The organism is Streptomyces sp. NPDC049970, from assembly GCF_040660235.1.
Taxonomy (GTDB): Bacteria; Actinomycetota; Actinomycetes; order Streptomycetales; family Streptomycetaceae; genus Streptomyces.
On record NZ_JBFALP010000012.1, the window covers coordinates 160,504 to 172,874 of the forward strand.

General features: G+C 70.9%; 16 protein-coding genes and 1 tRNA gene. 12 read left to right on the top strand and 5 right to left on the bottom strand.

The features are described 5' to 3' along the window. The first annotated feature begins 60 nt into the window (after nucleotides 1–60). The 3 genes from AB0I83_RS21675 (at nucleotide 61) to AB0I83_RS21685 (ending at nucleotide 3,218) form a co-directional block, all read left to right on the top strand. Entirely contained in the window at nucleotides 61–1,743 is a 1,683-nt protein-coding gene (locus tag AB0I83_RS21675; protein ID WP_363305789.1) for an alkaline phosphatase D family protein, read from the top strand. Between the two features lie 113 nt (nucleotides 1,744–1,856). Then, entirely contained in the window at nucleotides 1,857–2,315 is a 459-nt protein-coding gene (locus tag AB0I83_RS21680) for a DoxX family protein (RefSeq protein WP_356840343.1), read from the top strand. A gap of 240 nt (nucleotides 2,316–2,555) precedes the next feature. After that, on the top strand, nucleotides 2,556–3,218 hold the full coding sequence (locus tag AB0I83_RS21685; protein WP_363305790.1) for a VTT domain-containing protein: 663 nt from the start codon (nucleotides 2,556–2,558) through the stop codon (nucleotides 3,216–3,218). A 61-nt stretch (nucleotides 3,219–3,279) separates the two neighbouring features. Here AB0I83_RS21685 and AB0I83_RS21690 read toward each other — a convergent pair whose 3' ends face one another. The 4 genes from AB0I83_RS21690 to AB0I83_RS21705 form a co-directional block, all read right to left on the bottom strand. After that, a complete protein-coding gene (locus AB0I83_RS21690) occupies nucleotides 3,280–3,504 on the bottom strand; it encodes a DUF2277 domain-containing protein (RefSeq protein WP_363305791.1) in 225 nt (74 codons plus the stop codon). Nucleotides 3,505–3,722: 218 nt separating this feature from the next. Continuing rightward, on the bottom strand, nucleotides 3,723–4,157 hold the full coding sequence (locus tag AB0I83_RS21695; protein WP_356533295.1) for a hypothetical protein: 435 nt from the start codon (nucleotides 4,155–4,157) through the stop codon (nucleotides 3,723–3,725). Between the two features lie 239 nt (nucleotides 4,158–4,396). After that, the gene (locus AB0I83_RS21700; protein ID WP_363305792.1) at nucleotides 4,397–4,612 is read right to left on the bottom strand and encodes a hypothetical protein; all 216 of its coding nucleotides are present in this window, start codon (nucleotides 4,610–4,612) and stop codon (nucleotides 4,397–4,399) included. A gap of 55 nt (nucleotides 4,613–4,667) precedes the next feature. Next, nucleotides 4,668–5,909 (bottom strand): MFS transporter, encoded by a 1,242-nt coding sequence (locus tag AB0I83_RS21705; RefSeq protein ID WP_363305793.1) that lies wholly within the window; start codon nucleotides 5,907–5,909, stop codon nucleotides 4,668–4,670. A 192-nt stretch (nucleotides 5,910–6,101) separates the two neighbouring features. On the opposite strand from AB0I83_RS21705, the gene AB0I83_RS21710 reads away from it, so the two are divergent. From AB0I83_RS21710 to AB0I83_RS21730, 5 genes are all read left to right on the top strand, one after another. Beyond that, on the top strand, nucleotides 6,102–6,668 hold the full coding sequence (locus tag AB0I83_RS21710; protein ID WP_363305794.1) for a flavoprotein: 567 nt from the start codon (nucleotides 6,102–6,104) through the stop codon (nucleotides 6,666–6,668). A gap of 10 nt (nucleotides 6,669–6,678) precedes the next feature. Further along, nucleotides 6,679–7,191, top strand: a complete 513-nt coding sequence (locus AB0I83_RS21715) for a hypothetical protein (RefSeq protein WP_363305795.1) — start codon at nucleotides 6,679–6,681, stop codon at nucleotides 7,189–7,191. Nucleotides 7,192–7,288: 97 nt separating this feature from the next. After that, complete coding sequence (locus AB0I83_RS21720; RefSeq protein ID WP_363305796.1) at nucleotides 7,289–7,669, top strand: type II toxin-antitoxin system RelE/ParE family toxin; 381 nt, start codon at nucleotides 7,289–7,291, stop codon at nucleotides 7,667–7,669. A gap of 54 nt (nucleotides 7,670–7,723) precedes the next feature. Further along, a complete protein-coding gene (locus AB0I83_RS21725) occupies nucleotides 7,724–8,095 on the top strand; it encodes a helix-turn-helix transcriptional regulator (protein WP_356840357.1) in 372 nt (123 codons plus the stop codon). Next, on the top strand, nucleotides 8,092–8,565 hold the full coding sequence (locus tag AB0I83_RS21730; protein ID WP_356840359.1) for a hypothetical protein: 474 nt from the start codon (nucleotides 8,092–8,094) through the stop codon (nucleotides 8,563–8,565). Before AB0I83_RS21725 ends, AB0I83_RS21730 begins: the two co-directional genes overlap by 4 nt. Nucleotides 8,566–8,622: 57 nt before the next feature. Here AB0I83_RS21730 and AB0I83_RS21735 read toward each other — a convergent pair. Continuing rightward, nucleotides 8,623–8,697 (bottom strand) — tRNA-Val (locus AB0I83_RS21735). Between the two features lie 266 nt (nucleotides 8,698–8,963). On the opposite strand from AB0I83_RS21735, the gene AB0I83_RS21740 reads away from it, so the two are divergent. The 4 genes from AB0I83_RS21740 (at nucleotide 8,964) to AB0I83_RS21755 (ending at nucleotide 12,256) form a co-directional block, all read left to right on the top strand. Further along, nucleotides 8,964–9,737: a DUF4097 family beta strand repeat-containing protein gene (locus AB0I83_RS21740; RefSeq protein WP_363305797.1), complete on the top strand. Its 774-nt coding sequence runs from the start codon at nucleotides 8,964–8,966 to the stop codon at nucleotides 9,735–9,737. Between the two features lie 70 nt (nucleotides 9,738–9,807). Next, nucleotides 9,808–11,175: a hypothetical protein gene (locus AB0I83_RS21745; RefSeq protein ID WP_363305798.1), complete on the top strand. Its 1,368-nt coding sequence runs from the start codon at nucleotides 9,808–9,810 to the stop codon at nucleotides 11,173–11,175. Between the two features lie 280 nt (nucleotides 11,176–11,455). After that, complete coding sequence (locus tag AB0I83_RS21750) at nucleotides 11,456–12,028, top strand: DUF4383 domain-containing protein (protein ID WP_356533312.1); 573 nt, start codon at nucleotides 11,456–11,458, stop codon at nucleotides 12,026–12,028. Between the two features lie 9 nt (nucleotides 12,029–12,037). Beyond that, nucleotides 12,038–12,256, top strand: coding sequence for a zinc ribbon domain-containing protein (locus tag AB0I83_RS21755; protein WP_356533313.1), 219 nt, complete (start codon nucleotides 12,038–12,040; stop codon nucleotides 12,254–12,256). The last annotated feature ends 115 nt before the right edge of the window (nucleotides 12,257–12,371 follow it).

Consider the following 12,371-nt stretch of genomic DNA (forward strand, 5'->3'; position numbering starts at 1 on the left):
CGCCGCCGTCGTTCCGTACCCTTCGGAGCCATCGGTCACGGCGACGCGAGGAGGGCACACATGGCCGGGCTACGCCTGGGACCACTGCTGCGGTACGTCGACTGGGAGACCGGCTCCCGGGCGACGGTCTGGGTGGAGACGACCAGGCCCTGCACGGCGGAGGTCCGCTGCGCGGACGGGGCGGGCGGCACGTCCCCCACCTTCGCCGTGCAGGGACACCACTACGCCCTGGTGGTGGTGACCGGCCTGACACCCGGCTCGGCCACGGAGTACGAGGTGCTGCTGGACGGCCGGCGCGCCTGGCCGCCCGAGGAGTCGGCCTTCCCGCCGAGCACCATCTCCACCCCCGCCGTGCCGCAGCCGGACGAAGCCGGCCCGGTCAGGGTCGCCTTCGGCTCCTGCCGCTGGGCCGCCCCTCCCGCCGACGGACACGGCCACGATCCGATCGGCCCCGACGCGCTGGACACACTGGCGAGCAGCCTCGCCGCCGACCCGGAGGCCGTACGCCCGGACGTACTGCTGCTGCTCGGCGACCAGGTGTACGCGGACGAGACCTCGCAGGCCACCCAGCGGCGGCTGGCCGCCCGCAGGGACCTGGCGGAGGCGCCGGGCACGGAGGTCGCGGACTACGAGGAGTACACCCTCCTCTACGACGAGTCCTGGCGCGACCCGGACGTGCGGTGGCTGCTCTCCACGGTGCCCAGCTGCATGATCTTCGACGACCACGACGTCATAGACGACTGGAACACCAGCGCCGCCTGGCTGCGGGACATACGCGGCACACCGTGGTGGCACGAGCGGATCGTCAGCGGCCTCATGTCGTACTGGGTCTACCAGCACCTCGGCAACCTCTCCCCGGACGCCCTGGAGGCCGATCCGGTCTACGCCGCCGTACGCGCCGCACCCGACGGCACGGAGACCCTGCGCGAACACGCGGCGGCGGCCGACGCCGACCCCGCCCTGACCCGCTGGAGCTACCGGCGTGACTTCGGCCGGGTGCGGCTGCTCATGGTCGACACCCGGGCGGCCCGGGTCCTCGACGAACAGCGGCGGTCGATACTCGGCGACGAGGAGGCCCGGTGGCTGCGCGAGGAGGTGCTCGCCGACCGCGAGTCCTGTGACCATCTGCTGATCGGCACCTCGCTGCCGTGGCTGCTGCCGCACCTCGTACACGACGCGGAGACCTGGAACGCGGCACTGTGCCGCGGCTCGCGCGGGGAACGGTGGGCGCGCATCGGGGAGAAGGTGCGCCGCGCCGGTGACCTGGAGCACTGGGCGGCCTTCCCGGAGTCCTTCCGCCGGCTGTCGGAGCTGCTGAGGGAGGTGGGCAGCGGAACCGGCGCCCCGGCGACCGTCTGCGTGCTGTCGGGCGATGTGCACCATGCGTACATCGCCGAGCCCCAGTGGTCGGGTTCCGCCCCCGGCGACACCCCCACCGCACGCGTCCTGCAGCTGACCTGCTCCCCCGTGCACAATTCCGTTCCCGGGTGGATCCGCCTCGGCTTCCGTTTCGGCTGGAGCCGTGCGGGCCGCCGGCTCGGGCGCGGACTGCTGCTCCACGGGCGGACGGGAGCGCCACCGACGCGCTGGCGCAGGACGGGCGGACCCTGGTTCGGCAATCAGCTGATGACCCTTACCCTGCATGGCCGGAAAGCTGCACTGACATTGGTTCAGGCCAAAGCCAGGCCCACTGGAGCCCAGCTGGAGACAGCCCTGGAGCTCACTCTTACCCCGGAAGAGTGACCTCTACTTTCAGCCAAACGACCAAATGTTGAACTTGCAAGCAATGGTGAGGCCACCCTAACCTGATGGGCCCCGCTCGGTTCACGTCCCCAAACCGAAGGAGCCCACCCCCCATGTCCATACGTCTGAACCAGGCCCAGCCCTACGCGCTCGGCCTCTTCCGCGCGGTCATCGGCTTCCTGTTCGCCTGCCACGGCGCCGCCTCGCTGTTCGGAGTCCTCGGCGGCTCCATGGGCGGCGGCACCGTCCCCGCCGGCACCTGGCCCGGCTGGTACGCGGCGGTGATCCAGCTCGTCGGCGGCACCCTCGTCGCACTGGGCCTCGGCACCCGCGTCGCCGCGCTGGTGGCCTCCGGATCGATGGCCTACGCGTACTTCAAGGTGCACCAGCCCGAGTCGCTGTTCCCCCTGCAGAACGGCGGCGAGGCCTCCGCGGTCTTCTGCTGGGCCTTCCTCCTGCTGGTCTTCACGGGCCCCGGCGCCGTGGCCGTGGACCGGCTCTTCTCCTCACGCGACGACTCCGTCCGCCGGAGCGAACCCGCCCCCGAGAAGGCCCGGGCCGTATCGGTCTGACCCCCTCTCCGCCGCGCCCCCGACCCCTCCCCCGAGGGCGCCGGGGGCGCGGCCGTCGGAGTGCGGATACGCACGCGGCCAGGAGGGTCAGGGGCTCACAAGAGCCTCCGCGACGTCATCCGCACACCGGCGAACGGCGGGTGAACGGCAGGCGTACGCTGTACAGCTGAGCCTGCCGCTCATGCCGCTCCCCCGCGACGTCGCGGCTTCGCACGGGAACACGGGGACGGGGAGTACGAAGTGCTGGAGAGTGTGGGCGCGCTGACAGGCAGCCCATGGATCTACGTGGTGGTCGCCCTCTCGGTGCTCCTGGACGTCTTCCTGCCCGTACTTCCGAGCGGTGTGCTGGTGATCACCGCGGCCACGGCCGCCGCCGCGAGCACGACGACCGTCACCGCGGCGGCGGGCGAGGCCACCCGGCACGTGCCGTCGCTCCTGATCCTGGTCATCTCCGCCGCCACCGCCTCGGTGCTCGGCGACCTCGTCGCCTACCGCCTCGCCTGGCGCGGTGGCGACCGCCTCGACCGCGCCATCGCCCGCTCCCGCCGCCTCACCTCCGCCCAGGAGCGTCTGGGTGCGGCGCTGAGCCGTGGCGGAGGGCTCCTCGTCGTCATAGCGCGGTTCGCGCCCGCAGGCCGCTCCGTCGTCTCCCTGGGGGCAGGCGCCGCACACCGCAAGGTGAAGGAGTTCCTGCCCTGGTCCGCCGTGGCGGGCTTCGCCTGGGCGTTCTACAGCGTCGGCCTCGGCTACTTCGGCGGCCAGTGGCTGGGCGCGGGCTGGCTGGGTACGGCGGTCTCGGTCCTGGCCCTGTTCCTGGCGGGCTCTCTGGCGGCGGTCGTAGTCCGCCGCCCGGCACACCACCCGGCAGTGGTACCGGCCGCAGGAACCCCGGCCGGTACCTGAGGAACCACGCGGGCAGCCGGGCATGGCGGAAGCCGCACCAACGGCGGAGTCCGGCGAGCGGTCAGACCCGCGCGGCGCTGCCCCTCACTTCCAGGCCGTCGAGCAGCCGCCGGGTCGACTCGGCGATCTCGGCCACCGCCCGGTCGAAGACCTCCTGGTTGTGCGCGGCGGGCGCGCGGAAGCCCGACACCTTGCGCACGTACTGCAGGGCGGCGGCTCTCATCTCCTCCTCGGTGGCCTCTTCGGCGATGGCGGGCGGTCGAAGCGTCTTGATACTGCGGCACATGACTCAAGTGTGCGACGCGCCACTGACAACGCCAACGCGCCTCGGGGCGTACGCGGGACCGGCGCGCCCAGCACCCACGCCCCGGTGGCGGCCTCGCGCAACGCAGCGCACAGCCATGGGCACCGGCGGGCCGCCCCGGGACCGTGGCACACAGCGCGCCGAACAACCGGTCCGCCCGGAGTCCTGGCGGGTGCGCGCGTGGACGGGTTCGTACCCGTTCAGTGGGCTTCCCTGGGACGGTCCGTGCACAGGGCCCAGATCACGAAGGCGTCGATCGCGATGGAGACGACGGCCCACACCGGCTGGTACGGCAGCCAGACGAAGTTGGCGATGATGCTCAGGGCCGCGAGACCGACACCCACGCCACGGGCCCACGCCGCGCCCTTCAGGATGCCGACGCCCACGAGCACGAGGACGACGCCGAGGATCAGGTGGATCCAGCCCCAGGACGTCACGTTGAACGCGAAGGTGTAGTTGTTGACGTTCGCGTAGACGTCGTCGGTGGCGATGCCCGCGATGCCCTTGAAGATGGAGAGGACACCGTCGACGAGCAGCAGGACACCGGCGAACATCGTCCCGCCGGCGGCCCAGGCGCCGCCGCTCGCGGTGCCGGTGTGCCGGGGACTGCCGGGGGTGGGTGCTGACTGGGCCATGGGAATCCTCCCTGGGAAGACGGACGGCCCGGCGCGTCGACGGGCAGGTCCGACCCTCCGCGACGACCTCCCCCACGACGACCCGGGCGCACCCGTCCGGGTGATGCCGTGTCCCCGCTCAGGCGCCACGGAAGCTGACGGCCCGGGGCGTCGACGGTGCGGGAGCCGTGCGCGAGGCGTGCGGAACATGGCGGTTCACGGGGCTCACGCACGCGGCGCCTGGCGGCGGTTCACGGCCCTCACCTCCAGGTGTCGAGGTCTCCGCCCCGCCACTCGATCAACTCGGGCCGGTCGAGGTCGATCTCCTCGGCGCCGAGGGCGAGTCCGGCGTTCCGCAGGAACGAGGCGACCTCTCCGCGTCCGTGCGCAAGTCCGACGATCTGCCCGTGGACAGTGACCCGCCGCCCTCCGGTCGACGAGGGCGGGTAGACGATCACGGGCGGATGTCCGGACATGCCTCCACGGTCCCCCGGCCCCCGCCCCCTCGCATCCCGGCACGGTCAGGGCAGGTCAAGCACCCCGAGCGGGCTCCTCGACGACGGCCACGACAGGCGGCCGACGGCGCAGCAGGACCGGCGTGGCGGCCAGCAGGAGCGCGGCGGCGGCGATGGCCGCTCGCGCCCCGACCACGGCGGCCAGCACCCCCCACAGTGCGGTGAGCGCCGCGATCGCCCCCGTACTCGTGACGCTCCACGCGGTGAGCACGCGCGCGACGCGATCGTCCGGTACGTGCTGGAGCCGCTGCGTGGCGTAGAGGGGATTGAAGACGCCCATGCACGCGATGAGCCCGAACTCGACCAGGACCACCAGCGCCACGCCACCGGCTCCGGGCGTGACGAGGACCAGGCCTGTCAGCCACGCCGAACGCAGTGCGCCCGACCACAGCAGCACGGGCCTGCGGCCGTAACGGGCCTCCAGACGCGGAGCGGCCTGGGCACCGAGGAAGCCTCCGACGCACGGCAGCCCGAAGGCGAGCCCGTACTGCCACGCCTCCCAGCCGAGGTCCCTGAGGAGGAGCACGGCGAGCAGCGGCTGCGTGGCCATGATCAAGGCGTTCACGGCGACGGTGTTGAGGAACAGCGGCCGCAGTTCCGGATCGGCCAGGATGAAGCGCCAGCCCTCGAACAGGTCGGCCCCCCGCAGACGCGCGGAGCCCGCCCGCTCCGGCTTCGGCTCGCGTGCGCGGATGGCGAGGAGGGCGGCAGCGGAGAGCAGGAAGCCGACGGCGTTCGCGATCACGGTCACCACCGCGCCGAGGAGACTGATGGCGGCGCCGCCCAGGGTGGGGCCCAAGGCGGTCGCGGTCCAGGTGGTCGACTCGAAGCGGCCGTTGGCGACGAGCAGTTGCCCGGGCCGCACGAGCATCTTGAGATAGGCACCGCTCGCCGACCGGAAGGCGATGTTGGCGGCGGCGGAGACCACGGACACGACCAGCAGGTACGTGTACGTCAGCGCCCCCAGGGCGTAGGCGACCGGAATGGCGCACAGCGCGACCGAGCGGACGAGGTCGGCCGCCACCATCACGGGCTTCTTCCGCCGGCGCTCGACCCAGGGGCCCAGCGGCAGGGCGAGCAGCGCGCCCACCGCCTGCCCGACGGCGGCCAGAGCGGACACCGCCGCGGGTCCGACGTGCAGCACCTGGAGGGCGATGAGGGGCAGCGCCCCGAAGCCCAGCCAGGTCCCGAGGGTGCTGGCGGCATACGCCGACCACAGCCATCCGAACGGCCGGCCGAGCCGCTGGCGCTCGCTCAAAGGATCTCCGCTTCACGACAGACGCACGCCAGGCGGCATTCGGGAACGCCGGCGGCCCTACGGCCCGGTTCGAACTGCCCGGTTCCGAACGGCCCGGTTCCTCTGACACGGTAAGGGCGGGCAGTGACAGTCGCGGACCTACCCGCCGTACTGCGTGCCGGCCAGGACGGACGGATTCGGGGCGGTGAGACCGTGAGCGCAGGAAGTCGCGGAGTGCTGGGTGTCGTGGGTACGGCGACGGACGGGGTCGAGGTGCTGCGCACCGGCTTGGTCGAGCCTGCCATGGCGATGGGCTGGCAGGTGGCCGTGACCCTGACCCCGAACGCCGGCCGGTGGCTGCGGTCGAACGGCGAGGCCGACCGCCTGGAGCGACTGACCGGCCTGCCGGTACGGGACGCTTCCCGCCTGCCGGCCGAGCCCCGCCCCCACCCGGTCGCCCACTGCCTCGTCGTAGCCCCGGCGAGCGCCAACTACGTCGCCAAGCTCGCGACGGGCATCGCGGACAACCAGGCACTGACGCTGGTGGGCGAGGCTCTGGGCACCATCGGCGTACCCGTCGTGGTGTTCCCCCGGGTCAACGCGGCGCATGTACGGCACCCGGCGTGGGCGGGACATGTCGCGGCGCTGCGGAAGGCCGAGGTGGAGATCGTAGAGGGTCCCGACGTCTGGCCTCTGCACGAGCCACGCGAGGGACCGGCGGTACGGGAGCTCCCCTGGGACACCGTCCTGGCCTCCGTCACGCGCCTGACACGGAGTTAGGGTCCTGGCCATGGGAACCGTCACAGCCACCATGGTCACCGCCGTCGTCGGAGTCCTGGGGACACTCTCGGCACCGTTGGTCACCACATGGGTGACGCGGCGTCAGCGAGCTGAGGACGGTCAAGTCGAGTCGACACGGCGGCTCTTCGAGGAACGGCGCGCGGCCTACACCGCGATGAACCGGGCGTCCCGCCACTTCCACACCATGCTGAAGGACGCCCTCCACCGGCTGCGCGACGGTGTCTACACCGACGACGACCGCACCGGGGTGGAGGACGCCCGCCGGGACTATCGCGACCGATACGCCGAGTCCCAGCTGATCGTCCCCGAGGCGGTGCTCGTGGCATCCCGTGAGGTGAACGTCGTCCTTGCCGCGACAGACGCCGCCGCCAAGCGACTTGATCGCGGTCTGGCCCGCGACGGCGAGAGCGCGGAACAGGCTCTCCTCGACCTGAAGGCGGCGGAACCGGCACTCACCGCGATGCGCCGGATCATGCGCGAAGACCTGGGCGTGGCCGACTGATCACGTGACGAGAGCGGACGGCTTCGGTTCACCGTCTGTTACGACTGAGGCTCGCGCGGTAAGGTCGACGCCGCGCGAGGTGCGGAGGCGGGGGCGGATGACCAAGACATGGCAGTTCTATAGGTCAGCGCTGGACGCCGATGTGGTCCAGAAGGAGATCGCCAAGTGCCAGCTGAAGCAGCACGAACGCCTCCGCCTAGGGAAGATCATGGGGCGCGCGGCCAACGAGGAGCTGCTACCCAAAGATCGCAAGTTCCTAGGTGACGGCTTGTGGGAGCTGCGGTTGAACTGCGGGGAGCGGATCTTCAGGCTCTTCTACAGCTTGGTCGAGGGAGAGAGCCCGGTGCTCCTCGCGCTCAGATTCGTTAACAAGAAGTCCACACAGGGGACGAAAACGGACCCGGTCGATATTGATACGGCGCGCAAACGGCTATCTGAGTGGCAAAACAGGCCAAGCAGTGACGGTGGCGCTGCGTAGGCGTTGAAGTGATATCGGTCCTGAGCGATACTCGGCAGTCAGGGAAGGAGTGCTATGGACGAGCACCTCGCAGGGCTGCTTGGTCTTGACCTCGACGACGCGCAGACGAGTGCTGCCGCCAGCGACGTCGATGCGGTCATGATGCTCGTGGAGACCCTGGTAAAGCATCGTAAAGCGTGCCGCATCACCCAGAGGCAGGTGGCGCAGGCCATGGAAACCACTCAGTCTGCGGTTTCCGATCTGGAGCGACTGGGTGGGGACCCCCGACTGTCCACGCTCATGCGGTATGCCCGGGCAGTGGGGATGGCCGTGGCAATCAGGCCACACGTTGTCGGCGAACCGGCCCTGAGTACGGACAGCTGGGAGCCGTTGGCGCAGAGCGCTGAGCCCGTCCCGGTGGCTGGTGGCCGACGTGGTGCTGCATGAGCACCGAGTCGCTGCTGCGAGAGGTGTCATCCCTGGAGGAGCTGCAGCAGCTCGCCGAGTTGATTGACATCGTCTACTACGAGGTGAGTGCACGCAGGGCCGATGGTTTCGACCAGCTCCGTGACGACTCCGAAGAGGAACGCAGCGGCGATCAGGCAGAGATCCAGCTCATGCAGCGGATGGAGGGCAATCAGCTGGCTGTCCGCATGCGGGCCATGGTCGTGACCTCAGAAGGCCGGATGGTTGCGGACGTGGCAGCAGTCTTCAGGACGCCGGAGCCCATCAGTATTCCGGCGGCCGTCGCGAAGCGTTTCGCCGAGATCATCGCGACTCCGGTGACGCGGCCCTACCTGCGGGAAGCCATCCATCAATCTGCCGTAAAGGTGGGTATCGCAGCCCCGCTTCTCTCTGTTCTGGATCTTGAGGACGTCGGACTACTGCCACTAGCAACTGAGCCTAAGCCTGCGTGAACAGCACGCAGTGGACGTCGAAGGCCCCCAACCATGATCGGTTGGGGGCCTTTGCACTGGTGGGCGCGGGCGGTTTCGAACCGCCGACATCTGCTTTGTAAGAGCAGCGCTCTACCCCTGAGCTACGCACCCGTGGATGAGCCAACAGGTTACATGGCCCACGCCCCCCGGCGGCAATCCGGTTCTGCGCCCCGCTCATCGGCATCGGCGGGGCCCGGGATCGCTCTGCGCGCGCCGGCTCGGTGGTGCGGGCCCGCACCGACCGCGCGCCCGCGCGGTAGCCACAGCGGCACGGGGGGTTAGCCCTACCCCGGAAACGGTAGCCGTCCGGATCGTCCCCGGGGCGGTGCTTCCTTACGGTGGAGCCACATCGGCAGCGCTCTCAGGGGGACTCGACCATGACCATCCGTACACGACGCACCGAGGCACTCGTGGCCGCCGCCGGGACCGTACTTCTCGTCGCGGCGCTGAGCGGCTGCGGCAGTGCGAACGCGGAGGGCGCGCCCACCGAGCACAAGTCGTTCGCCTTCGGCAGGAAGTCCCTCACCATCGATGCCGAGAACTCGGCCCTGGAACTCGTGCCCGCCGACGTGGAGCGGATCGAGGTCACCCGCCGCGTGGACGGGTGGGTGTTCCTGGGCAACGGACCCGACCCCGTGTGGAAGCTCGAAGGGGACAAGCTGACGCTCGGCGTGAAGTGCAGCGCGATGATCAGCAACTGTGAGGCGCGGCACGAGGTCAAGGTGCCGCGCGGGGTGGCTCTGTCCGTGGAGGGCGACAACGGGAAGGTGACCGCGGCGGGTTTCACCACCCGGCTGAAGATCTCCGCCGACAACGGCGGCATCAGCGTGCGGGACGCCTCCGGGCCCCTGGAGCTGCGGAGCGACAACGGCTCCGTCGTGGCCGAGCGGGTATCGGGGAGTTCCGTGGTCGCGCGCTCCGCCAACGGGGAGATCCGGCTCGGGTTCACCCGGGTCCCCGCGCTGGTGGACACCGTCAGTGACAACGGGCGAATCGACATCGGCCTCCCTCCGGGGCAGGACACGTACGCGGTGTCCGCCGAGGCCGACAACGGAAACGTCTCCGTCGACGTGCCCCGGAGCGACAGCAGCGAGCACGTGGTGAAGGCGCGCAGCGACAACGGTGAAGTCACTGTCCGAAGTGCGAACTAACCGGCCCGTGCGTTCGTCCTAACTGGTGCGAGAATGAACCGGGCAGGGCGAATCGGCACGGGAGAGGGATGTGACGGCGACACACACGCGGCCGCAGGCGAAAGCGGGTGCTGGCTCCGCCGTCAGGGACGTCCTGGTGCTGATGCTGCTCCCGGTGCCGCTGCTCGTCGCGGCCCTGCCCGGCGCCTTCGCCGGCGGGGGTACGCGGCGCTGGTTCGGGGGCCGTGGGGAGAATCAGCGGGCCGACGCCCAGGCGGCGAAGGACGCGGCGGCCTCGGCCTTCTACGAGCTGGACACCGCTCAGCGCGATCTTCAGATCTCGATCGAGACGATCACCGCCGTCGACAGCTCCCCCCGTGCCCGCAAGGTCGCGGAGGACTTCGCGGCGCTGGGCCGGCGGATCGACGAGGTCAGCCACACCTATATCGCCGCGGTCGACGCACACGACCTGGACCGGGACGATCTGGAGCCCTCGGCCGCGGCCGGGGCGAAGACCCAGCTGACCGGGGCCAAGGACGAGCTCGTGCGGGTGAAGGGCGAGCTGGACCGGTTCGCCGAGGGCCTCGGGACGCTGCTCAACAGCGCGGAGACCCAGCTCGCGCGGCTGGCTCCCGCGGTGGAGCGGGCCCGTCAGGCGCTGATCGCGGCGAGTAACGCACTGGACTCCGTACGCGCCTCCGGGCTGCGCGCGGATGATCTCGCGGCCCGCCTCGCTGCTCTCGCCCCGGAGCTGACCAAGCTCAACCAGGGCGCCGGACGGCACGGCGTAGCCGAGACGCTGCAGCGCGCGGACCAGGTGCTGCGCGATGCCGAGGCGGTGCGGGCCGAGGCGGACCGTCTCCCTGAGCGCGCGGCCGAGATCGACCGGAGGCTCGTCTCCTTGCGCACCCGCGCCCAGGCGCTGACAACCAGGGCCGGGCAGGTCGAGCCGGTGCTCAGCGAGCTCCGCCGCCGCTTCTCCGCCGCCTGTTGGCAGGATCTGCAGCCCGTTCCCGAGCAGGCGGCCGTCAATGTCCGGCAGGCCGAGGCGAAGCTGAAGGAGGCCGCCGAGGCACGGTCGGAGCAGCGCTGGGCCGACGCGACGTCCCGGCTGAGTACGGTCCGGGCGCTGCTCAACACGACGGACGAGGCGGTGTCCGCCGCCGGTGACCGACTGCAGAGGCTCGACGCGGTGGCAAAGAGTCCGCAGGCCGAGATCGACCGCACCCGGTTCGCCCTCAGGGACGCCCAGCGCCTCGCCATGACCGGGCGCAACACCCCGGATCCGCGCCATGCCCGTCCGCTGGACGACGCCGTGGCACGGCTGGAGCGGGCGATCACCGGCCTGGAAGGGCGCCACCCCGACTACTGGCACTTCCTGACCGAGACCGAGGCGGTGCGGCAGACGGCGACCCGGGTGGTCTCGGCGATCCGCGAGGAGCTGGGCGGCGGCGCCTGACCTGGGAGTCGGTGTCGGAGCTGGGAGTCAGTGTCCGGCCTGTGCGGCGGCGCCTGACCCGGGAGGCGGTGTCGGCCCTCTGAGGCCGCCCTGACCTTTGAGGACCCTGACCTTTGAGACCGCGCCTGACCCGGCAGACGTGCCTCACCGAGCATCCCCCGAACGCGGACCAGCCCGCCCTGCCCGATTTGTCCCCGGCCGCAGGTGCGCCGATGCTGTAGATACGCAGCGGCTTCCGCTGACGCGTCCCGGTGGCCGCACGCGGCCGGAGGAGGTCGTCATGGCCACACATGTTCTGCGCCCCACCGGCCGGCGCCGCAAGGCCACCCGGCTCGACGAGCACCTGCCCGTCGATCACAAGCTCAGCCGGTTCTACCGGGCAGGGGCCGGTTTCATGGGCCTGGTGCTCGTCATCTTCGGCATCTTCGGGCTCATCGACCGTATCGGAGTCTTCGACACCGGCGGTGACACGGTGGCGGGCCTCAACACCAACGGCGCGCTGAGCATCCTGTCCATCTGCGTCGGGGCGCTGCTCTTCATCGGGATGGTCATCGGCGGGAACTTCGCCTCGACCCTGAACATGGTCCTGGGCGTCGCCTTCGTCCTCAGCGGTTTCGTGAATCTGGCGCTGCTGGACACCGGGCTGAACTTCCTGGCCTTCGAGATGCCGAACGTGCTGTTCAGCTTCGTGGTCGGGCTGTTGCTGATGATGTTCGGCATGTACGGAAGGGTCAGCGGCGGCCTGCCCCACGACAATCCGTACTGGCAGGCCCGGCACCCCGAGCAGGTCGCGGCGGAGCAGCGCCGCGAACGTACCCCGATGCCCGAGGTCACGAACGGGAAGAGGCTCTAATCTGGGGCCATGCCTCGCTACGAGTACCGCTGCCGCCCCTGCGGCGAGACGTTCGAAGTCAGCCGTCCGATGGCCGAGTCCTCCGACCCGGCCTCATGCCCCGCCGGGCACGAGGACACCGTGAAGCTGCTCTCCACCGTGGCCGTGGGCGGCTCCGCCGCGTCCGCGGCTCCCGCCCCGTCGGGCGGCGGTGGTGGCGGGTGCTGCGGCGGAGGCTGCTGCGGCTGAGCGCGCGCGAGGGGCGATCGGCGGGCCCGCGCCGGTCGCCCCTGTAGTAGTTCCCTCTGAGCGCAGGGCCGGGGAGGGCTCAGCGACCGCACGTACCCTGAGCGGCCGGGCCGGG

Bases quoted from the DNA above. Each gene is read 5' to 3' on its own strand.
- AB0I83_RS21720 (WP_363305796.1), top strand. From the start codon at position 7,289: ATGACCAAGACATGGCAGTTCTATAGGTCAGCGCTGGACGCCGATGTG.
- AB0I83_RS21675 (WP_363305789.1), top strand. From the start codon at position 61: ATGGCCGGGCTACGCCTGGGACCACTGCTGCGGTACGTCGACTGGGAG.
- AB0I83_RS21755 (WP_356533313.1), top strand. From the start codon at position 12,038: ATGCCTCGCTACGAGTACCGCTGCCGCCCCTGCGGCGAGACGTTCGAA.
- AB0I83_RS21740 (WP_363305797.1), top strand. From the start codon at position 8,964: ATGACCATCCGTACACGACGCACCGAGGCACTCGTGGCCGCCGCCGGG.
- AB0I83_RS21730 (WP_356840359.1), top strand. From the start codon at position 8,092: ATGAGCACCGAGTCGCTGCTGCGAGAGGTGTCATCCCTGGAGGAGCTG.
- AB0I83_RS21715 (WP_363305795.1), top strand. From the start codon at position 6,679: ATGGGAACCGTCACAGCCACCATGGTCACCGCCGTCGTCGGAGTCCTG.
- AB0I83_RS21700 (WP_363305792.1), bottom strand. From the start codon at position 4,612: ATGTCCGGACATCCGCCCGTGATCGTCTACCCGCCCTCGTCGACCGGA.
- AB0I83_RS21690 (WP_363305791.1), bottom strand. From the start codon at position 3,504: ATGTGCCGCAGTATCAAGACGCTTCGACCGCCCGCCATCGCCGAAGAG.
- AB0I83_RS21750 (WP_356533312.1), top strand. From the start codon at position 11,456: ATGGCCACACATGTTCTGCGCCCCACCGGCCGGCGCCGCAAGGCCACC.
- AB0I83_RS21695 (WP_356533295.1), bottom strand. From the start codon at position 4,157: ATGGCCCAGTCAGCACCCACCCCCGGCAGTCCCCGGCACACCGGCACC.
- AB0I83_RS21680 (WP_356840343.1), top strand. From the start codon at position 1,857: ATGTCCATACGTCTGAACCAGGCCCAGCCCTACGCGCTCGGCCTCTTC.
- AB0I83_RS21725 (WP_356840357.1), top strand. From the start codon at position 7,724: ATGGACGAGCACCTCGCAGGGCTGCTTGGTCTTGACCTCGACGACGCG.